Below are 19,582 nucleotides of genomic sequence, written 5' to 3'. Positions count from 1 at the left end.
GCGGTGTGTCAGTCAATATCTCTGCTGAATGACACACCGCTTTCGCGAGCAAGCCCGCTCCCACAGGGGATTTTCGGTGTATTAGGTGAACGCTGCCAGCAGATCCTCTTCAAAGGCTTTCTGCGCATCCCCCGGCACCTGCGCACGGTGGCGGGCGAGGTGGAATGCCACGTCGAAACTCATGTCGCTGCGGCGCACAGCCCTGAGCAGTCCTTTGTCCTCCCAACTGCGGGCAAAGTGGCTGGGCAGGTAACCGACATGCTTGCCGGACAAAATAAAGGCGAGGGTGCCTTCGACCTGTTCCGAGCGCGCCGAGCACCGCTTGCCCTGAAAGGGCTCGTCGCTGCGCAGAAAGCGGTAAGGGTGATCCACCCGGTCGCACGCCTGCAACGCTTGATCGTCCGGCGCCTCGTCGGTGAACAGCGGGTGGCCGGCGGCGCAATACAAGTGCTGGGTTTCGCTGAACAGTTCGCGGTAGTCAAACGCGCTCTGCACCTGTGAGAAATAGCCGATCGCCAGGTCCAGCCGTTGTTGCAGCAGCAAGCGCTCCATCTCGCCAGGCATGGCGCTGATCAATTCGATACGCACCGACTCATCGCGTTCGCGAAAGCGCCGGATCGCCTCGGCCACCCGTTGCAGCACCGATTGATCCACGGCTTCGGACAGCCCCAGGCGCACCTCGCCGATCAGCCGACCAGCCACGCCATTGGATTGATGACGGAACGCTTCAATGGATTCGAACAGTCCGCGTGTCGCGGTCAACAGTTGTTCACCTTTGGGGGTGATCCTGAATCCACCCTTGCCGCGACTGCACAGCCGATAGCCGAGCCGGGTTTCAAGCCTGGCCATTTGCTGGCTGATGCTCGACTGGCTCAGGCCCAGTTCACCCTGGGCTGCGCTGAAACCGCCGCATTCCACCACGCTGACGAACAGGCGCAGCAATTGCAGATCCACATCGTGAAGCTGGCCGAGCATCAAACATTACTCCGCGATAAAGTCAGGGTAACTGACTTGGTATTTTTCCAATGTATCCGACGTCGCATGCTGGGGCCACTTCCTCTGGTCAGGTGTTCGTCATGGCTCCTCTATTCAAGCTGTGTTTACCCGCGCTGTTCCTTGCCGCCTCCGTGTCGGCCCATGCCGAGGAGAAGGTCGTCAATCTTTACAGTTGGGCCGATTACGTGGCCCCGGAAACCTTGCAGCGCTTCGAGCAGGAAACCGGCATTCACGTGCGCTACGACACGTTCGATTCCTCGGAAGTCCTGGAAACCAAGTTGCTCACCGGCGGCAGCGGCTATGACGTGGTGGTGCCGTCGTCCAGCGTGCTGGCGCGCGGATTGGCGGCGGGTGCCTTGAAGGCGATTCCCCACGAAGGCCTCAAGGGCTACGCCAACCTCGATCCGGATTTGCTGGAAAAACTCGCCGCGGTCGATCCCGGCAACCGCTACGGCGTGCCGTACACCTGGGGCACGCTTGGGCTCGGGATGAATGTGGAGGCGGTGAAAAAGCGCTTGCCGGATGTGCCGCTCAACAGCCTCGACTTGCTGTTCAAACCCGAATACGCCAGCAAGCTGAAAGATTGCGGCGTGGCGATCATCGATTCGCCGCAGGAAGTGATCGGCCTGGCGCTGCACTACCTCGGTAAAGATCCCTACAGCACCGACAAGTCTGATCTGTCAGCCGCCGAGGCGTTATTGCATCAGTTGCAGCCGAATGTGCTGTACGTCGCCAGTGGCCGGCAAATCAACGATCTGGCCAACGGCAGCGTCTGCCTGGCCTTGACCTACAACGGTGACGCGAGCATGGCCGCCGATCAGGCGCGCAAGGCCAACAAACCGTATGAAGTGGCGTACCGGATTCCCAAGGAAGGCACGCTGGTCTGGCAGGACAACCTGGCCATCCCCAAGGACGCGCCGCACCCCGAAGCCGCCCGCGCCTTTATCGAGTTCATGTTGCGTCCCGAATCCGTGGCGGCGCTGACCAACACGCTGTTCTTTGCCACGGCCAACCAGGCCGCCACACCGCTGGTGGATGAGGCAGTACGCAGCGATCCCGACATTTACCCCCTCGCCGATGTGCGCGAGCGGTTGTACGCCGACCGCAGCATGAGCCTCAAGGACATGCGTCAGCGCACCCGTTTGTGGACCACTTTCCGTAGCCGCCAGTAAATAAACAAGAAGGAGCACCTGATGGACGTCCCAGTGCAAAACGATCAGGCCATGACCCGCGACAGTCTCTACGGGACTGCCGCCGAAAGTACCTACGCCGGTATCACCAGTTTCATGCGTCGCCGGTACAGCCGCGACTTGCGCGGTGTCGATGTGGCCGTCAGCGGCGTGCCGTTCGATACCGCCACCAGCAACCGTCCCGGCGCGCGTTTCGGACCGCGCGGCATTCGTGCGGCGGCCACCGGGATCGCCTGGGAGCGGCATTGGCCATGGACGTTCGACCCGTTCGATCATCTGGCGGTGATCGACTACGGTGATTGCGACTTCGATTACGGCTCGCCGCAGTCGGTGCCGGAAAGCATTGAAGCCCACGCCGAGCACATTCTGAATGCCGGTTGCGCCATGTTGACGTTCGGCGGCGATCACTTCATCAGTTATCCATTGCTCAAGGCACATGCCCGTAAACATGGGGCGCTGTCGTTGATTCACTTCGACGCGCACAGCGACACCTGGCCGGATGAAGAGGGCAAGCGCGTCGATCACGGCACGATGTTCTGGCACGCGGCCAAGGAAGGTCTGGTGGACCCGTCGCGCTCGGTGCAGATCGGTTTGCGCACCACCAATGACGATCATCAGGGCTTTCAGGTGCTGGACGCGCGGCAAGTGCATCGGCGTGGGGTGGACGCGATTGTTGAAGCGATTCGCGCACGGGTCGGCGACAACCCGGTGTACCTGACGTTCGACATCGATTGCCTCGACCCGGCGTTTGCACCCGGCACCGGCACACCGGTGTGTGGCGGTTTGAGCACGGTACAGGCGCTGGAAATCCTCGGCGGCTTGCGCGGGATCAATCTGGTGGGGATGGACGTGGTGGAAGTTGCGCCGGCCTACGACAGTGCGGACATTACCTCACTGGCGGCGGCGACGTTGGCGATGGAGATGCTGTGTTTGTATGCGGCGAAGCATAAGGTCGATCAATAACCGTGCTGACGCCATCGCCGGCAAGCCGGCTCCTACAGGATTGCGCCGAACACAACAGGTGTGAACGCCGCAAAACTTGTAGGAGCCGGCTTGCCGGCGATGCTTTTTCAGGCGACCGGGATTATTGGCAGGTCCAGGGTTTCGCCCCCGCTGAATCGCGCAAAAGAACCGGCAATGGACTCATGCGGCACCCCCTTCGCCACTTCGCTGATGCCATCCAGCCGCGACAACTGATCGGCACTCAACTGCACATCCAACGCGCCCAACGTCGCATCCAGCTGCTCACGCGTACGCGAACCCAGAATCGGAATCAGCGCCGTGGTCGAGCGTTTGGCTTTTTCCCGCAGCCAGGCAATGGCCACGTGCGTCGGGCTGGCGTCCAGCTCTGCCGCGACCGCGAGCAAGGTGTCGAGCAGGGCGGTTTCGCGGGCACTTTTCTCGGCGTGTACCAGCATGCCCAGTTTGGCGGCACGGCTGTTCTCGTCGTTGGTGCGGTATTTGCCGGTCAGGAACCCGCCACCCAGCGGCGACCATAAGGTCGCGGCCAGCCCCAACGCTTCGGCCATCGGCAGTTGTTCACGTTCGGCCGTGCGCTCGGCGAGGCTGTACTCGACCTGAATGGCGGCAATCGGCGCAAAACCGCGAACTTCAGCCAGCAGGTCGGCGCGGGCGATGCGCCAGGCCGGGAAGTTCGACAGCCCGGCATAATGAATCTTGCCGGCGCGCACCAGATCATCAAAACCACGGAGGATTTCTTCCATGGGCGTGACACCGTCGCTCATGTGCGCCCAGAACAGGTCGATGTGCTCGGTCTTGAGCCGTGTCAGGCTTTCTTCCACGGCGCGGACCATGTTCTTGCGGTTGTTGCCGGTGTAGGAAATGCCTGCGGCTGGCGTAGTCCCCAACGTGTATTTGGTGGCGATGACCAGGCGATCGCGCTCAGCGGCGATGAATTCACTGAGCATGGCTTCCGACTGGCCACCCTGATAGCCATTGGCGGTGTCGATGAAATTACCGCCGGCCTCCAGGTAGCCATCAAAGATGCGCTTGGCTTCATCGCGTTCGGCGCCATGTCCCCAACCCGTACCAAAGTTACCGGCACCCAGCGCCAGTTCCGCAACGCGCAAGCCGGTTTTTCGGCCGAACACTTTGTAATGCATGAGATGACTCCTGAAGGAAGACGCTGCGGATTAATATAAATGTCGTAAGACATGTATTTAAGATGATGCTAGTCATGTATTCAGTCAAGGTGCTTTTTCATGAGTGGCAAAACGGGCCCGTGGTTACTGCCACTTTCTGACAGGGGGCTCTGCTAATCTGCGACATCCTTTCCGAAAAGAGCCTGCCGATTGTGTCTCGCACCACGCGTTTACTGACCTTGTTGCAAGTGCTGCGCGGCAAAAGTCGTCCGGTCACGGCGGCGACACTCGCCAGCGAGCTTGAGATCTCCGAGCGTACGCTCTATCGCGACATCGCGGAACTCACCGCACTGGGCGCGCCGATCTACGGTGAGGCGGGGATCGGATACGTGTTGCGCAGCGGTTTGTTCCTGCCGCCGTTGATGCTCAATGCCGATGAAACCGAAGCCATCGTGCTGGGCCTGCGTTACGTGGATCAGCGCGGCGATGAAGTGTTGAGCAAAGCGGCAGCCGATGCGTTGGCCAAGATTGCTGCGGTACTAGCCCCCGAAGCGCTGGACGCTCTGCGCAACCCTACGGTGATGCCGGGCCCGCCCGGTTATGGCTTCGCGCCAAATGCCGTGCCGCTGAATGCGTTTCGCCAGGCGATTCGCGATCAGGCCAAGCTGCACATCGACTATGCGGACGCACAGCAAGTGCCGAGTCAGCGGCTGATCTGGCCGCTGGCGCTGGGGTTTCTCAATGAAGTGCGGATCATCGTCGCCTGGTGTGAGTTGCGTAGTGCCTATCGGACTTTTCGTACCGACCGGATTTCGGCGGCGAGCGAGCAGGGCGAGCGTTATCCGGGGCGGCGCAGCGATCTGCTGCGCACCTGGCGCAAGCAGATGCAACTGGATGAAGCCGGGCGCTTCACTCCTGACAAGAACTGACACAGGCGTGTTCTAGCATGGCCTCAGAATCAACCAACAAGGAGCTGTCACCATGTCCCATCCTGCCTCTGCACTGGCGCCCGCCATCGCCGCTTACATTGCTGCCGCCAATGCCCGCGACACCTCGACGGTCGCCAGTTTTTTCGCTGAGGACGCCAATGTGTTCGATGAAGGTCAACACCGGATTGGCACCCAGGCTATCGCCCAATGGATGCAAGACACCGCCCGGCGTTACCAGCCAAAGGTCGAAGTGCTCGACGTACAACAGCGCACCGGCAAGGTGCTGGTGCACAACCTGATCTCCGGGACGTTTCCCGGCAGCCCGCTGGAATTGCGCTACATGTTTCGCCTGAACGAGCAAGGCAAGATCGCCCGGCTGGACATTTCACTGTAGACGTCGCGTCACGATGGCATACTGCCGCGCATGAATGCCGACTCCCCGTTAAGCGCCTGGCAACACGCCATCGAACAGAAGGGCTTCGTCCAGGACGAAGCCCAGGAACATGCCGTCTGGGCGTTGCAAAAATGCCATGAAGCGTTGCATGAAGGTCAGACGCCGGTCACGGGCGTGTACCTGTGGGGACCGGTTGGGCGTGGCAAGACCTGGCTGATGGATCAGTTTTACCAAAGCCTGCAGGTCCCGGCCCGTCGCCAGCACTTTCACCATTTTATGGGGTGGGTGCATCAACGCTCGTTTCAGCTGACCGGCACCGCCGATCCACTCAAAGCCCTGGCCCGCGAGCTGAGCGAAGAAGTCCGCGTGTTGTGTTTCGATGAGCTGTTCGTCAACGACATTGGCGACGCAATCATTCTCGGGCGCTTGTTTCAGGTGATGTTCGAGGAGGGCGTGGTGGTGGTTTGCACGTCCAATCAGCCGCCGGACATGCTGTACGCCGATGGCTTCAACCGCGACCGCTTCGTGCCCGCGATCGAGGCGATCAAGCAGCACATGCAGGTGATCGCGGTGGATGGCGGCGAAGATCATCGCCTGCATCCCGGCGCTGGTTTGCAACGCTATTGGGTCGCCGCGCCAGGGCAACCCGGCGCGTTGGAGGATGTGTTCAAGGCCCTGACCGCCGGGCAGTCAGTCTCCAGTGAACCGATCAAGGTCGGTTACCGCTCGCTGAATGTGGTGCAGGCCAGTGAAACCGTGCTCTGGAGCCGATACGCCGATCTCTGTGAACAACCCTTTGCCGCCATGGATTTCATGGCCCTGTGCGACACCTTCAGGGCTATTCTGTTGAGTGACGTGCCCAACCTCAGCGCGCAAAAACGCGCCGGCCGCATTGCCCGTGGCACCGAAGACGGGGTCGAGCGGGTGGTGGCGGGTGATCGCGAGTTGCCGCAATTGTCGGTGCACGACGACGGTGTGCGGCGCTTCATCGCGTTGGTGGACGAATGCTATGACCGCAAAGTGCCGCTGTACCTCGAAGCCCAGGTGCCGATGGAATCGCTCTACACCGAAGGCTATCTGGAATTCCCGTTCCGCCGCACACTCAGTCGCCTACAGGAAATGCAGCTGCAACGTTTCGCCGACGCTTGAACCCAAGGAGCCGCGAACATGAATCAGCCCTTGTCCCACCATTTGCTGACCATGGCTTATCAGAACGCCTGGGCCAATCATCGACTGGCCAAGGCCTGGAGCCAGTTGAGCGCAGAGGAGCTGGCTGCGCCGCGCGTCAGTTTCTTCCCCAGCCTGCGTGCGACCCTCAACCACATCCTGACCTGCGACTGGTTTTACATGGATGCGCTGGAACGGGAGTTGCGTGGCGATGTTCCGCATCCTGAATGCACGGTGTTCTTCAACAAAGACGAGCCGTTCACCACTGCCGCTGACCTGCAGCGCGAACAGGCCCAGGTTGACCGCCGCTTGATCGCCTACTGCGAGCAAATGCGCGACGCCGACCTGGGCAAAATCGTGACAATCGCCCGAGACACGCCGCAATACGACAGCCGTTTGCGCCTGCTGTCTCATCTGCTCGAGCATCAGATCCATCATCGCGGGCAGGTACACGCCATGCTCAGCGGCACGTCGGTTGCGCCACCACAACTGGACGAGTTTTTCTGCGCCGGGGAGTCGGGCCTGAGGGCGGCGGATTTCGCCGAGCTGGGGTGGACCGAAGCATTGATCTGGGGGTATTGAAAGCGGATTCTCCCTGTGGGAGCGAGCCTGCTCGCGATGGACGTCAACGATAACGCGGGCTTGCTTTTTAAACGCGGCGCTCTCAGGCTCATCGCGAGCAGGCTCGCTCTCACAATCGAGGATGGAAATGGAATCCGCAGAAATTCTAGTGCTTCAGGCCAGTTACACCAATCCGGTGCATGCCGAGGCGATAGGTCAGGTGTTGAATCATTACGCCGAGGACCCGATGGGTATCGGTCATTCTTTGCCGGCCGAGGTGCTGGAGCACCTTCCGAGGGAACTCGCCAAACGTCCCCATGCGTACAGCGTGCTGGCGTTCGTCGGGGGCGAGCCGGCAGGGCTGGTCAATTGCTTTGAAGGTTTTTCGACGTTTGCCTGTCGGCCATTGGTCAACGTGCATGACGTGGTGGTGGTGAAACAGTTTCGCGGATTGGGCCTGAGCCAGAAGATGCTGCAAAAGGTCGAGGAAATCGCCCGTCAGCGCGGCTGCTGCAAAATCACGCTGGAGGTGCTGGAAGGCAATGCCGTGGCGCAGTCGTCCTACGCTAAATTCGGCTTCAGCGCTGGCATGTTCGATCCGGAGCACGGCCGGATGCTGTTCTGGACCAAACCCCTTTAACCTACCGCGCACCGCGTTCTGTAGGAGCCAGCTTGCTGGCGATGGCAATTTTGAAGACGCCATCGCCAGCAAGCTGGCTCCTACAGGTCCGAGATTCCACGCCGGTTCAAGGCTTGTAGTGCTCGGTCACTTGCGCCGTTTGATCGTCCGGAACCCGGACCTCAGCGGTTTGCTGGCTTTGATTCTCCTGTTGGCTGAGCCGCAGGCTTTCGTAGTAATAGCGCATGCGTTCTGCGCCACCTTCGGCAAATGCGCTGACCGAAACGAACGTCATCAGGCCGGCAACGATCAAGGGTGTACATTTCATGGTTCGCCTCCCAAAACGGATATCGGGTGCTTTTCATCCATGAAGCAATGTCGCGAGAACATTATCTGCCGATTTCGTCGATTGGGAATTAACTGCGCCTAGAGTTTCCAGTCCAGGCTCAGTGTCACCGTACGCGGATCACCCCAATACACACCGTTATAGAAACCGACGTTGTCGTAATACTTCTTGTCGAACAGGTTCTCGACGTTGAGCGAGGCGGACAGGTGCGGGTCGAACTCGTAACGTGACATCAGGTTGACCACGGTGTACGCGCCTTGCCGGATGTTTGTGCGTTCAGTTATCACATTGCCAGCGGCGTTGCGTCCGACCGGGCGATTGGCGGCGCGGTAAACGTCACTTTGCCAGTTCACTGCACCGCCCACGGTCAGGGCCTGCCAGTCGCCAGGCAAGCGATACGAAGTCGACACCCGAAGCAGGTTCAGCGGCTGACTGGTATTGGTGCGTTTTTCTTCGCCATTGACCGAGTGGGTGTAGGTGTAACCGGCGGTCATGTTCCAGTGCGGCATGACCTCGCCGGAGAGCTCGGCTTCGAACCCCTGTACCTTGTTGCCCTTACCGCTGGAGGTGTAGAACTCCTCGCCGGTAACCGGGTCCGGCGGCACCGAATCGTCGCGTTCGGCGACATTGTCCTGTTTGCTCCAGAACACGGCGGTGGCGAGGTTCAGTCGCTCTTCCAGCAGGCTGCCCTTGAGGCCAAGTTCATAGTTGCTGCCCACCACCGGTTCGAGGTACTTGCGGCTGCTGTCGCGGTTGGTTTGTGGCTTGAAGATATCGGTGTAGCTGATGTAAGCCGTGTATTCGGGCGTCAGGTCGTACAGCAGTCCGGCGTATGGCGTCCATAGGTCGTTGTGTTGCTGGCGGGTAACTTCGGACTCGCTCAACTGCAGATTGTCGGTGTAACTGTTAGCCGTTTTCGACGCTTTCCAGCTGCCATAGCGGCTGCCGAGGACGGCGTGCAGATTGTCGGTCAACGTCAGGCGAGTGGCCAGGTAACCGGCCTTTTGGCGGGTGTTGTCGCTGGAGCCACGCAGGCTGGTGACGGTGTCGGGGAATTTGGGGATGCCGCCCATGTACTTCCAGTCGGGTACGTTTTCGTAGTCCTTCGCGCGGGCGCCATCGACGGTGTGTGGGCTTTCGTCGCTGCGTTCGGCTTCGCCATACCCGAGCATCATTTCGTGCTCACGCCCGAACAATGAATAGGGTCCGGACACGTTGAAGTCATAAGCCTTCATTTTTTGCGTGCCGATCATGTGGCTGACGTTGGCGATCATGCCGCTGCGATCCGCCTCGGGGAAGCCGCCACCGCCGTAGTAAATCTTGCCGTCGGTGTCGCTTTCGCGATGGGTGTAAGCCGCCTTGAGGTGCCAGCCCATCCCCAGTTGCTGATCCAGCGTGGCGAACGCGGTCTTGTCTTTCAGCGGCCAGGAACTCCAGGGTGTGGCCATGTTGGTGGAGCGGCCGAGGCCGGCTTTGCTGCCGTCTGCGTTCCAGTAGGGCACGGTTCCCCAGGAGGTGCCCTGCACCTGCTTGTCCTGATAGTCATAACCCACGGCGAGCAGCGTATCGTCGGTCAGATCGGCTTCGAGAATCCCGTAGCCGACTTCCCGTTGCAGCTGATACTTGTCGCGTACCGAATGACTGTCGCGGTAGGCCAGCACGCTGCGCCCGCGCAGGCGTCCGTCGAACGCCAGCGGCCCGCCGACATCGACGTAACTGTAGTAATCGTCATAACTGCCGCCGCTGACACCGGTTTTGGCTTCCCACTGCGCCGTCGGACGCTTGCGCACCATGTTGATGGTGGCCGAAGGGTCGCCTGCGCCCGTGGTCAGGCCGGTTGCACCGCGCACGACTTCGATGCGGTCATAGATGATGGTGTCGGAGTCGGACTTCATGTAGTTGAAGGTGTTGAGCATCCCGTCGATCTGGAAATTGTTGATCGTGTAGCCGCGGGAGGAATAGACGACCCGGTCCGAGTCGTTGTGCTGAACCACCACGCCCGTGGTCTGGCGCATGGCGTCGGAGAGCGTGTCGAGTTTGAAGTCGTCCATTTGCTGGCGCGTGATCACGGACACCGATTGCGGCGTCTCCTTGATCGACAGGTTCAGGCGGGTGGCGGTGCTCATTGCGCCGGTGGTGTACGACCCGGTGTTTTCGGTGGTGCTGCCCAAGCCTTGGGCCGTGACGCTGGTGGCACCGAGTACCAGGGCGGAGGGTTGTTTGTCCGGGTCGGTTTCAGCCAGCAGGTCCGGGCTTAGTACGGCACTGCAAAACCCAAGGGTAAAGGTCATGGAACGGGTGATAGGCGCGAACATCGCGGCCGACTCCTTGTCGTCAATGAAAAAATTCCGTTTGTTCAAAGACGAAGGAGGGCGGGGGTATTTAGCAATAAACGAGAATTATTATTATCTTCCGAGTGAATTGTAGGAGCGAAGCTTGCTCGCGAAGACGTTGCCCCAGCCAGCATAGATGTTGAATCTGCCAACCTCTTCGCGAGCAAGCATCGCTCCTACAGGGTTACTGCTGAGCGACTGCCGGGGTCGGCTTCACCTTGGGTTTGATCAGGCTGAAGTCGATCAGCGCTTTCTGCTCGCGTTCATAAGGATTGCCGATCAGCAGTGGGCGCGGCTTGAAACTGTCGCTGACCACGCTCTTGCTGCGATCCAGTTCATCGAAGCTCAAGCCCGCCAGATCGGCCCAGGTATGGATCAGGTGCGAGCTGCTGTACGGCCGCCCCAGATCACCGGCGAAGCTCCAGTCATGGCTTTCGCGCCATTTCGGCGAGGCCCAGGCCATGAATGGAATGGTGTACATCGGCGCCGTCGGCTTGGCCTCGTTGCGACCCAGGGTGTTGTGACCGGCAGAGTCGAAAACGTCTTCGCCGTGGTCGGAGAGGTACAGCAGGAAGCCGTTAGGATCGGTCTTGGCGTAATCCTTGATCAGGCTCGAAACCACAAAATCGTTGTACAGCACCGCGTTGTCATAGCTGTTGTAGGTCGGCAACTGATCGTCACGCACGCCAGCCGGAACGCCGTTGCGGTCCTTGAACTTGTCGAAGGTCGATGGGTAGCGGTACTGATAGCTCATGTGTGTGCCGAGCAAATGCACGACGATCAACTTGCGTGGCGCCGCGTCGGCCAGGGCCTTGTTGAACGGCTCGATCACGTCGCCGTCGTACTGGGCGGCGTTCTGGTTGCGGTTGTTGTTCAGGTACACCTGCTCGTCGGCCTGCTCGGAGAAGGTCGTGAGCATGGTGTTGCGCTTGGTCATGGTTTGCTGGTTGGTGATCCAGAAAGTCTTGTAGCCCGCCTGTTTCATCATGCTGACCAGCGACGGCGTCGACAGGTACAGCTCCGGGTTTTCTTCGTCGGCGAACGTCAGGACCTGCTGCAATGCCTCGATGGTGTAAGGGCGCGGGGTGATGACGTTATTGAAGACCGCCAGTTGGTCCTTGAGCTTGTCCAGTTCCGGCGTGGTTTCACGCGGGTAGCCGTAGAGACTCATGCGCTGACGGTTGGTGGATTCGCCGATCACCAACACCAGGGTGGCGGGCTGATTGGCCATCGAATCCTTGAAATTGTGCAGCGGTGGAATCTTGCTCGCGCTGTCGAGCATGCCCTGCATGTCGGCCAGGGTGTCGAGGTAGCGGTGATAGGCCACGGCCATCTGCCACGGCACTGCCGGTTCGATACGGGTTTCGAACTTCTCGAAACCACTGGCGAAACTGCCGGTGTGAACGGTCTGCTTGGCCAGCGGATAACCCACCACGGCCACCAGAATGGCGGTCGCGGCGACCAAGGCGCGACCACGGGGCATGTACACCGGGCGCAAGCGGGTCCACAGGAAATAGGCGAACAGCGTGTGGGCGACAAATGCCGCCACCATCCACCAGGCAAAATACTGGGTCATGTACTCGCCGGCTTCAGAGATGTTCGACTCGAACATGATGAAGATGACGCTCTGGGAAAATTCCTGCTGATAGATGAAGAAGTAACCGAGACTGGCCATGGAACAGGCCCACAGCACCACGCCGATCAGCGCCGCCAATACACGCGTCTTGCGGGGAAACAGCAGCATCGGCGCCAGCCAGATGGCGCTCATGGTGAAGGCCTGGCGGAAACCGCTGAACCCGGAGGTGCCCGTCAATTGGATCAGCAGTTGGGTAATGCCGGAGAAATACCAGAAGAACAGAAACAGCCAGAGAAACCCTGCCCAATCAAACTTGTCCGCAGTCGAATTGCTGCGTTCATACAAAGCCATTGCGTGCTCCAGCCAGAAATCACTTCCACCGCCGGGACGGAAAGGTCGCCGACGAACAGGCGCCGCGCAGATACCGGGCGGCCATAAAGGACCGGAGTATCAACAAGGGCGTGTGAAAGTTTTGTGAGCTGCTGGGTGCGGGTAAATCGTGATGGCGTATCGGAAACAGCGATTGGCTGCTTCCGATTCAGGCGAGGGGATCAGGCGTGGGGAGCGCGCAAAGTGACAGGCATCGGCTGAGCCTGGATACCTTGCGTCAGCAGGCGCAATTGCTCGACTTCCTGTTTGAGCTGGTCGCGTTCGTCTTTCAACTGGCGCAATTCATCACGACGGATCGTGACGTAAAGGGTTTGTGCTGGCCGTGCTGCTTGTACTGTGCCCATTGCTCACCTCGCAAATGGCTTGCCTCAACTGTAAATCCGCCCCGACATCGGTGCTGATTTACTATCGGCGCTGATTTTGATTTCTTTTGTCCCGGAAGGGAACTTTTTTATTTTTCGTGGTCGTTGTGTCTTCGGCACGATTCCCGACGTTATCAATCAGGATCGGGCACAATGCCCGGAAACTTCATGCCAACGCTCTGGACTAACCCTCATTAGTCGCGTTGGGCTATAACCTTTGACACACATTTATTTGTAGTAGGGAGCATCAGCACATGCAACTCGGGATTATTGGACTGGGCCGCATGGGCGGCAATATTGCGCGGCGCCTGATGCTCAACGGGCATACCACCGTTGTTTACGACCGCAATACCGCCTTCGTCGACACCCTGGCCGCCGAAGGCGCCAAGGGCGTCATCGACCTGCCGGCCCTGGTCGCCGGCCTGGCCAAACCACGAGCGGTCTGGATCATGCTGCCGGCAGGCGCACCGACCGAAGACACCATCGACACCCTGAGCACCTTGCTTGAAGCCGGCGACACCATCATCGACGGCGGCAACACCTTCTATAAGGACGACATTCGCCGGGCAAAAACCCTCTCGGAAAAAGGCCTGCACTACATCGACGTCGGCACCTCCGGCGGCGTCTGGGGCCTGGAGCGCGGTTACTGCATGATGATCGGTGGCGAAGCCGAAGTGGTTAAACGCCTCGATCCACTGTTCGACAGCCTGGCGCCTGGCATGGGTGACATCCCGCGCACCAAGGACCGCAAGTCGGACGACGATCGCGCCGAACGCGGTTATATCCACGCCGGCCCCGCGGGTTCCGGCCATTTCGTGAAAATGATCCACAACGGCATCGAGTACGGAATGATGCAGGCCTTCGCCGAAGGCTTCGACATCCTCAAGACGAAGGCCAGCACCAACCTGCCGGAAGACCAGCGCTTCAACCTGAACGTCGGCGACATCGCCGAAGTCTGGCGTCGTGGCAGCGTGGTCTCGTCGTGGCTGCTCGACCTGACCGCCGATGCCCTGGCTGCCGATCCGCAGCTCGATAATTTCTCCGGTTCCGTAGCGGACAGCGGGGAAGGTCAATGGACTATTGAAGCGGCCATGGAACAAGCGGTACCGGTGCCGGTGCTGTCGAACTCGCTGTTCGCCCGCTATCGCTCGCGCGGCCAAGGCACCTTTGGCGACAAGATTCTCTCGGCCCAGCGCTTCGGCTTCGGCGGCCACGTGGAGACTGCGAAAAAATGACCCGTTTGATCCGCAATAAATCCAAGGCAGAACCCGCACCACCGACCACGCTGTTCCTGTTCGGTGCCCACGGTGACCTGGTCAAGCGCTTGCTGATGCCGGCGCTGTACAACCTGAGTCGCGACGGTCTGCTTGGTGATGGACTGCGGATCATCGGCGTCGACCACAACGCCATCACCGACGAAGCGTTTGCCCAGAAGCTCGAAGACTTCATTCGGGCCGAAGTGGCAAGCAAGGTCGGCAAGGGCGATCAAGCCCTTGACCCAGCGTTGTGGGCCAAACTGGCCAAAGGCATCAGCTACGTCCAGGGCGACTTCCTGGACGACAGCACGTATCAGGCGCTGGCGGCGAAAATCGCCGCCAGCGGCACCGGCAACGCGGTGTTCTACCTGGCCACCGCGCCTCGTTTCTTCAGCGAAGTGGTGCGTCGTCTCGGCGCTGCCGGTTTGCTGCAAGAGACGCCGCAAGCGTTCAGAAGGGTAGTCATCGAAAAGCCGTTCGGCTCTGACCTGCATACCGCCGAAGCCTTGAACGCATGCTTGCTCAAGGTCATGACGGAAAACCAGATCTACCGGATCGATCACTATCTGGGCAAGGAAACCGTGCAGAACATTCTGATCAGCCGGTTCTCCAACAGCCTGTTCGAAGCGTTCTGGAACAACCATTACATCGACCACGTACAGATCACCGCCGCGGAAACCGTCGGCGTGGAAACCCGTGGCAGTTTTTATGAACACACCGGCGCCCTGCGGGACATGGTGCCCAATCACCTGTTCCAGCTATTGGCGATGGTGGCCATGGAACCGCCGGCTGCCTTTGGCGCCGATGCGGTTCGCGGCGAGAAAGCCAAAGTGGTGGGGGCGATCCGTCCCTGGTCCACCGAAGAGGCACGGGCCAATTCGGTGCGTGGCCAATACGCCGCCGGCGAGATCGACGGCAAGCCGTTGGCGGGTTATCGCCAGGAAAACAATGTGGCGCCCGACAGCACGACCGAAACCTATGTCGCGCTCAAAGTCATGATCGACAACTGGCGCTGGGTCGGCGTGCCATTCTACCTGCGCACTGGCAAGCGCATGAGCGTGCGCGACACCGAGATTGTCATCTGCTTCAAACCGGCGCCTTACGCGCAGTTCCGTGATACCGAGGTCGATGAGCTGCAACCGACTTATCTGCGGATTCAGATTCAACCCAACGAAGGCATGTGGTTCGACCTGTTGGCCAAACGCCCCGGCCCCGCGTTGAAAATGGCCAATATCGAACTGGGTTTTGCCTACAAGGATTTCTTCGAAATGCAGCCGTCCACCGGCTACGAAACCCTGATCTACGATTGCCTGACCGGCGATCAGACGCTGTTCCAGCGCGCCGACAACATCGAGAACGGCTGGCGTGCCGTGCAACCGTTTCTCGATGCCTGGCAGCAGGATGCGAGCGTGCAGACTTACGCGGCGGGCGAAGACGGGCCGGCGGCGGCAGAAGACCTGCTGACTCGCGATGGTCGCGTCTGGCATAGCCTCGGATGAGTGACGAAACGCAACAACCCATCCGCTTTTTGCTCAGTGACATGGACGGCACATTGTTGCTGCCCGATCACAGCCTCAGTCAGCGCACCATCGATGCGGTCCGTTCGTTGCGTGAGTCGGGCGTGCTGTTCAGCCTGGCCACCGGCCGGCCGCCGAAAGCCATGCTGCAGCAGATCGAAGCCTTGGGCGTCGATCTGCCGACGGCGGCGTTCAATGGCGGCACCATCGTAAACCCCGACGGCAGTTTGCTGGTCGCGCATTATTTGCCGGCAACGGCCGCGCTGACCACGTTGACCACGTTGACACAGTTTGCCGATCTGCCGGACATCGAGGTGTGGGTGTTCAGCGGCGGCGACTGGCTGGTGAAAGACTCGAATGGCCCCATGGTGCCGCGGGAACAGCACGGCCTGGGGTATCCGCCCGTGGTGGTGGAGAGTTTCGAGCCCTATCTGGAATACATCGACAAGATCGTCGCGGCGAGCAACAACACGCAGTTGTTGATTGAGCTTGAGGCGCAGTTGCTGCCCAGGGTCGAGGGCCAGGCGCAGGTGTCACGCTCGCAGCCGGTGTACCTCGACGTGACCGCGATGCAGGCAAACAAGGGGGACGCACTGGCGACACTGGCGGAGTTTCTCGGCGTGTCGCTCGGGCAGACCGCCGCCATGGGCGATGGCGGCAATGACCCGGCGATGTTTCATCGCGCCGGATTGTCGATTGCCATGGGGCAGGCGGAGGAGGCGGTGAAGCGTCAGGCCGACGTAGTGACCGGGGCCAATACCGAAGACGGCGCAGCGCAGGCGATCGAGCGGTACATCCTCAATGCAGGTTAACCGCGTTATCGTTCTTCGCGGGCAAGCCTCGCTCCTACAAGTTAGCGGTGAATCTGTAGGAGCGAGGCTTGCCCGCGAAGGCGTCAAACCTGCCAACTCAAAGCCAGAAACTCACCGCATACCACCCCAGCACACCCATCACCACCGTATACGGCAACGCCATCCACACCATCCGCCCATACGACAGGCGAATCAGCGGGGCAATCGCCGACGTCAGCAGAAACAGAAACGCTGCCTGGCCATTCGGCGTCGCCACGCTCGGCAGGTTGGTGCCGGTGTTGATCGCAATCGCCAGTGTCTCGAAATGCTCACGGCTCATGTGGCCGGAGATGAACGCCTGTTTCACTTCGGTGATGTAAATGGTCGCGACGAACACGTTGTCGCTGATCGCCGAGAGCAAACCGTTGGCAATAAACAGCATGCCCGGTTGCTGATTCGCCGGCAGCGCCAGCACCCACTGGATCAGCGGCGTGAACAACTGCTGGTCGTGAATCACCGCCACTACCGCGAAAAACACCACCAGCAGCGCCGTGAACGGCATGGCGTCCTTGAAGGCGTTGCCGATGCGGTGCTCGTCAGTGATGCCTGTGAATGCGGTAATCAGCACGATCACCATCAAGCCGATCAAACCGACTTCGGCAATATGGAACGCCAGGGCGGCAATCAGTATCAGCGCCGCCAGCCCCTGAACGATCAGCGCAGCGCGTTGGTGTGAGGTGCGTTGGGCGTTGTCTTCGGCGGCGTAATTGGCCAGCACCGCGCGCACGTTGTCTGGCAGGAGCGTGCCGTAACCGAACCAGCGCAGTTTCTCCAGCAGCACGCAGGTCACCAGGCCCGCCACCAGCACCGGCATGGAAACCGGGGCGACTTTCAGGAAGAACTCAGAGAAGTGCCAACCCATTTCGTGGCCGATCAGCAGGTTCTGCGGCTCACCGACCAGCGTGCAAACGCCACCCAGTGCAGTGCCCACGGCGCCGTGCATCAGCAAGCTGCGCAGGAAGGCGCGGAACTGTTCGAGATCCCCGTGATGCAGCGTTGGCAGGTGCTGGTCATCGTTGAATTCGCTGTCCTGGCGCGGATCATTACCCGAAGCGACACGGTGATACACCGAGTAAAACCCCACGGCGGCACTGATGATCACGGCGGTCACGGTCAAGGCATCGAGAAAAGCCGAGAGGAACGCCGAAAGAAAGCAGAACATCAACGCCAGCATGGCTTTGGAGCGAACGCCGAGCAGCAGGCGCGAAAACAGAAACAGCAGCAGGTCTTTCATGAAGTAGATGCCGGCCACCATGAACATCAGCAGCAGAATCACCGGGAAGTTGTGCAGCAGTTCGTCATACAGCGCCTGGGGCGTGGTCATCTTCAGCAACAGCGCTTCGACCAGCAGCAAGCCGCCCGGCATCAGCGGATAGCACTTGAGCGCCATGGCCAGGGTGAAGATGAATTCCAGCACCAGCAGCCAACCGGCCGCTACCGGACCCACGGTCCACAGCACCAGGGCATTGAGAATCAGGAAACCGACAATACTGGCCTTGTACCAGCGAGGTGAGTGCCCGAGAAAATTATGCGCGAACGCCTGGGCCATTGAGCCGGACATCGGCTGCTCCTTGTATTAAGAAGCGCGCAACTTGCCGCAAGCGGTACGGAAGATCAAGCGCAGGAAAGCTCGGCAGGCCTATCCCAGATAGCGAGCGACGATTGCCCGGTAGTTGCCATCCAGCGAATAGCCTCCTACGACAATGTTGCCGTCGTCCTGCACGGCCAGCGACGTTGCGGTATCCAGGCTGCGACCCAGGCGGGTACGGACCCAGCCGATGCCTTTGCCGAACAGCTCGTCGAGTTGTCCGTCAGGACGATGCCGGGCCAGGATAAAGTCGGCTTCGACACCACCGATGGTCGCGCCAACAGTCAGCACACGCCCGTCTGCAAGGGCGTGGGCGGCGGTCCACTGGCAGCCACTGTGGCCGATCCCCAGCAAATGCGGCTGGCCACCGTTGCAATGGATGTCCGGGCGACCGTTGCTGTGTACTTTCAAGGCCATGCAATGCATCGGGTCGCGGCTGCTGCCAAAACAGTGCAGGTCGCCGTTGGCCTGCTGGACGACCTGGCTGACCTGGGCGTGACGCCCTTGTGCCAAGAAACTCATGAAGCCATCCACGGCGAAACGGTCGTCCAGGCTGCCGTCGCTTAGATAGCGCGCAAGCAGGCCTTCTTCAGGGAAGTTGATCGAGCCGCCCACCAGAATCCGGCCGTCGCGTTGCACCAGCAGGCTGCTGAGCCAGGTGTTCATCAGCAGGTGCCTGACCAGGACGAAGCCACGACCGTTGAAGGTGTCGTCCAGCGAACCGTCGGGGTTTAGTCGCACCAGCAGGCCGACGTGATCGGCCAGTTCAAAATGATGATTGGCCAGCAGGACCATCCGGCCGTCTTCCTGCACGCACACATCACAGGCTTCGGCGCCCGGTACGCCGGGGGGAAGCCAGGCATCCCGCACGCCCCGGGAAAGATTGCCCGGCAGGCGTACGACAAGGCGTCCGTTGTCGCCAAAGTCGGGGACCGGTTTGCCTTGCTGATCGAACAAGGCGAGGGCAGGCAGTGTCTGGTGCTCATTTTCGTAGTGCAGGCCGGCCAACAGAATGCACCCGTCGGGCCGGATCAGCACTTTGCCACCCCATGGACTCGAAGCCGGGTTCGAACTGGCTGATGACACTGCCTTGTTTGCCGAACGCCAGATCCGCCGAGCCATCCGCAAGCAGGCGGGCCAGACCGAAGCGGCTGCCGCTCGGGGTTCCGACCTTGGCCGCGACGAGCAGCCGGCCTTGTGAATCAATCGCGACGCCGGTGGCCATGCTCGACGTGCTGCCGGCGAAATACACCTGGGTTTTGCCGGCGCTGGCAAAGGTTTTGTCGAGCTCCCCGGCGGCGCTCAGCGTCGCAGGCAGGACCACAGCGGTCTGGGTTGACATGCACGCATCTCCTTGCGAGTCGTCTTGATCCAGGAGTTGGGGGGGCGACTTATAGTAGAAACA

Annotated in this window: 17 protein-coding genes and 1 pseudogene; 10 read left to right on the top strand and 8 right to left on the bottom strand. The window is 60.3% G+C overall.

The window, feature by feature from the left end:
* Positions 1-81 precede the first annotated feature (81 nt).
* Entirely contained in the window at positions 82-975 is an 894-nt protein-coding gene (locus KGB27_RS14150) for a LysR family transcriptional regulator (RefSeq protein WP_008029943.1), read from the bottom strand.
* 101 nt (positions 976-1,076) lie between these two features.
* Here KGB27_RS14150 and KGB27_RS14145 point away from each other — a divergent pair, with 101 nt between their 5' ends.
* Positions 1,077-2,168: a polyamine ABC transporter substrate-binding protein gene (locus tag KGB27_RS14145; RefSeq protein WP_008036664.1), complete on the top strand. Its 1,092-nt coding sequence runs from the start codon at positions 1,077-1,079 to the stop codon at positions 2,166-2,168.
* Between the two features lie 21 nt (positions 2,169-2,189).
* The gene (gene speB, locus KGB27_RS14140) at positions 2,190-3,149 is read left to right on the top strand and encodes an agmatinase (RefSeq protein ID WP_223555008.1); all 960 of its coding nucleotides are present in this window, start codon (positions 2,190-2,192) and stop codon (positions 3,147-3,149) included.
* A 107-nt stretch (positions 3,150-3,256) separates the two neighbouring features.
* On the opposite strand, the gene KGB27_RS14135 is transcribed toward speB, so the two are convergent.
* Entirely contained in the window at positions 3,257-4,309 is a 1,053-nt protein-coding gene (locus KGB27_RS14135) for an aldo/keto reductase (RefSeq protein WP_223555006.1), read from the bottom strand.
* 191 nt (positions 4,310-4,500) lie between these two features.
* Between KGB27_RS14135 and KGB27_RS14130 the strand changes: the two genes are divergently transcribed.
* The 5 genes from KGB27_RS14130 to KGB27_RS14110 all read left to right on the top strand — a co-directional run bounded on the left by KGB27_RS14130 (position 4,501) and on the right by KGB27_RS14110 (position 7,979).
* Positions 4,501-5,217, top strand: coding sequence for a helix-turn-helix transcriptional regulator (locus KGB27_RS14130; RefSeq protein WP_008040237.1), 717 nt, complete (start codon positions 4,501-4,503; stop codon positions 5,215-5,217).
* A gap of 52 nt (positions 5,218-5,269) precedes the next feature.
* A complete protein-coding gene (locus KGB27_RS14125) occupies positions 5,270-5,611 on the top strand; it encodes a nuclear transport factor 2 family protein (RefSeq protein ID WP_008040238.1) in 342 nt (113 codons plus the stop codon).
* 30 nt (positions 5,612-5,641) lie between these two features.
* Positions 5,642-6,760 carry a cell division protein ZapE gene (gene zapE / locus KGB27_RS14120; protein WP_008040240.1) on the top strand — a complete coding sequence of 373 codons (1,119 nt, stop codon included), beginning with the start codon at positions 5,642-5,644 and terminating at the stop codon, positions 6,758-6,760.
* Between the two features lie 18 nt (positions 6,761-6,778).
* Positions 6,779-7,360: a DinB family protein gene (locus tag KGB27_RS14115; protein WP_207284385.1), complete on the top strand. Its 582-nt coding sequence runs from the start codon at positions 6,779-6,781 to the stop codon at positions 7,358-7,360.
* 127 nt (positions 7,361-7,487) lie between these two features.
* Positions 7,488-7,979 (top strand): GNAT family N-acetyltransferase, encoded by a 492-nt coding sequence (locus KGB27_RS14110; RefSeq protein WP_008040243.1) that lies wholly within the window; start codon positions 7,488-7,490, stop codon positions 7,977-7,979.
* 106 nt (positions 7,980-8,085) lie between these two features.
* Here the strand turns inward: KGB27_RS14110 and KGB27_RS14105 are convergent, their stop codons facing one another.
* The 4 genes from KGB27_RS14105 to KGB27_RS14090 all read right to left on the bottom strand — a co-directional run bounded on the left by KGB27_RS14105 (position 8,086) and on the right by KGB27_RS14090 (position 12,947).
* On the bottom strand, positions 8,086-8,286 hold the full coding sequence (locus KGB27_RS14105; RefSeq protein ID WP_008040245.1) for a hypothetical protein: 201 nt from the start codon (positions 8,284-8,286) through the stop codon (positions 8,086-8,088).
* Between the two features lie 98 nt (positions 8,287-8,384).
* On the bottom strand, positions 8,385-10,619 hold the full coding sequence (locus tag KGB27_RS14100; RefSeq protein ID WP_223555004.1) for a TonB-dependent siderophore receptor: 2,235 nt from the start codon (positions 10,617-10,619) through the stop codon (positions 8,385-8,387).
* Positions 10,620-10,821: 202 nt separating this feature from the next.
* On the bottom strand, positions 10,822-12,564 hold the full coding sequence (locus KGB27_RS14095; protein ID WP_207284383.1) for a phosphoethanolamine transferase CptA: 1,743 nt from the start codon (positions 12,562-12,564) through the stop codon (positions 10,822-10,824).
* A gap of 200 nt (positions 12,565-12,764) precedes the next feature.
* Positions 12,765-12,947, bottom strand: coding sequence for a DUF6026 family protein (locus KGB27_RS14090; RefSeq protein ID WP_008029917.1), 183 nt, complete (start codon positions 12,945-12,947; stop codon positions 12,765-12,767).
* 272 nt (positions 12,948-13,219) lie between these two features.
* On the opposite strand from KGB27_RS14090, the gene gnd reads away from it, so the two are divergent.
* Genes gnd through KGB27_RS14075 form a run of 3 tightly spaced genes read left to right on the top strand, consistent with a single transcriptional unit; the run spans position 13,220 to position 16,550 of the window.
* The gene (gene gnd, locus KGB27_RS14085) at positions 13,220-14,200 is read left to right on the top strand and encodes a phosphogluconate dehydrogenase (NAD(+)-dependent, decarboxylating) (RefSeq protein WP_223414242.1); all 981 of its coding nucleotides are present in this window, start codon (positions 13,220-13,222) and stop codon (positions 14,198-14,200) included.
* A complete protein-coding gene (zwf, locus tag KGB27_RS14080; protein ID WP_223480055.1) occupies positions 14,197-15,720 on the top strand; it encodes a glucose-6-phosphate dehydrogenase in 1,524 nt (507 codons plus the stop codon). Before gnd ends, zwf begins: the two co-directional genes overlap by 4 nt.
* Positions 15,717-16,550: an HAD family hydrolase gene (locus KGB27_RS14075; protein ID WP_223555001.1), complete on the top strand. Its 834-nt coding sequence runs from the start codon at positions 15,717-15,719 to the stop codon at positions 16,548-16,550. The genes zwf and KGB27_RS14075 overlap by 4 nt, the downstream gene beginning before the upstream one ends.
* Before the next feature lie 97 nt (positions 16,551-16,647).
* Here KGB27_RS14075 and nhaB read toward each other — a convergent pair whose 3' ends face one another.
* On the bottom strand, positions 16,648-18,150 hold the full coding sequence (gene nhaB / locus KGB27_RS14070) for a sodium/proton antiporter NhaB (protein ID WP_008029909.1): 1,503 nt from the start codon (positions 18,148-18,150) through the stop codon (positions 16,648-16,650).
* A 78-nt stretch (positions 18,151-18,228) separates the two neighbouring features.
* Positions 18,229-19,519 (bottom strand): annotated as a pseudogene (locus KGB27_RS14065) (hypothetical protein).
* Between the last annotated feature and the right edge of the window lie 63 nt (positions 19,520-19,582).

The organism is Pseudomonas sp. BF-R-01 (assembly GCF_019946615.1).
Classification (GTDB): Bacteria; Pseudomonadota; Gammaproteobacteria; order Pseudomonadales; family Pseudomonadaceae; genus Aquipseudomonas; species Aquipseudomonas migulae.
Note: the sequence above shows the minus strand (reverse complement) of the source record. Positions and strands in the feature narration are given on the sequence as shown.

Bases quoted from the DNA above. Each gene is read 5' to 3' on its own strand.
- speB (WP_223555008.1), top strand. From the start codon at position 2,190: ATGGACGTCCCAGTGCAAAACGATCAGGCCATGACCCGCGACAGTCTC.
- KGB27_RS14125 (WP_008040238.1), top strand. From the start codon at position 5,270: ATGTCCCATCCTGCCTCTGCACTGGCGCCCGCCATCGCCGCTTACATT.
- KGB27_RS14105 (WP_008040245.1), bottom strand. From the start codon at position 8,286: ATGAAATGTACACCCTTGATCGTTGCCGGCCTGATGACGTTCGTTTCG.
- nhaB (WP_008029909.1), bottom strand. From the start codon at position 18,150: ATGTCCGGCTCAATGGCCCAGGCGTTCGCGCATAATTTTCTCGGGCAC.
- KGB27_RS14100 (WP_223555004.1), bottom strand. From the start codon at position 10,619: ATGTTCGCGCCTATCACCCGTTCCATGACCTTTACCCTTGGGTTTTGC.
- KGB27_RS14095 (WP_207284383.1), bottom strand. From the start codon at position 12,564: ATGGCTTTGTATGAACGCAGCAATTCGACTGCGGACAAGTTTGATTGG.
- KGB27_RS14115 (WP_207284385.1), top strand. From the start codon at position 6,779: ATGAATCAGCCCTTGTCCCACCATTTGCTGACCATGGCTTATCAGAAC.
- KGB27_RS14090 (WP_008029917.1), bottom strand. From the start codon at position 12,947: ATGGGCACAGTACAAGCAGCACGGCCAGCACAAACCCTTTACGTCACG.
- gnd (WP_223414242.1), top strand. From the start codon at position 13,220: ATGCAACTCGGGATTATTGGACTGGGCCGCATGGGCGGCAATATTGCG.
- zapE (WP_008040240.1), top strand. From the start codon at position 5,642: ATGAATGCCGACTCCCCGTTAAGCGCCTGGCAACACGCCATCGAACAG.
- zwf (WP_223480055.1), top strand. From the start codon at position 14,197: ATGACCCGTTTGATCCGCAATAAATCCAAGGCAGAACCCGCACCACCG.
- KGB27_RS14135 (WP_223555006.1), bottom strand. From the start codon at position 4,309: ATGCATTACAAAGTGTTCGGCCGAAAAACCGGCTTGCGCGTTGCGGAA.
- KGB27_RS14075 (WP_223555001.1), top strand. From the start codon at position 15,717: ATGAGTGACGAAACGCAACAACCCATCCGCTTTTTGCTCAGTGACATG.
- KGB27_RS14145 (WP_008036664.1), top strand. From the start codon at position 1,077: ATGGCTCCTCTATTCAAGCTGTGTTTACCCGCGCTGTTCCTTGCCGCC.
- KGB27_RS14150 (WP_008029943.1), bottom strand. From the start codon at position 975: ATGCTCGGCCAGCTTCACGATGTGGATCTGCAATTGCTGCGCCTGTTC.
- KGB27_RS14110 (WP_008040243.1), top strand. From the start codon at position 7,488: ATGGAATCCGCAGAAATTCTAGTGCTTCAGGCCAGTTACACCAATCCG.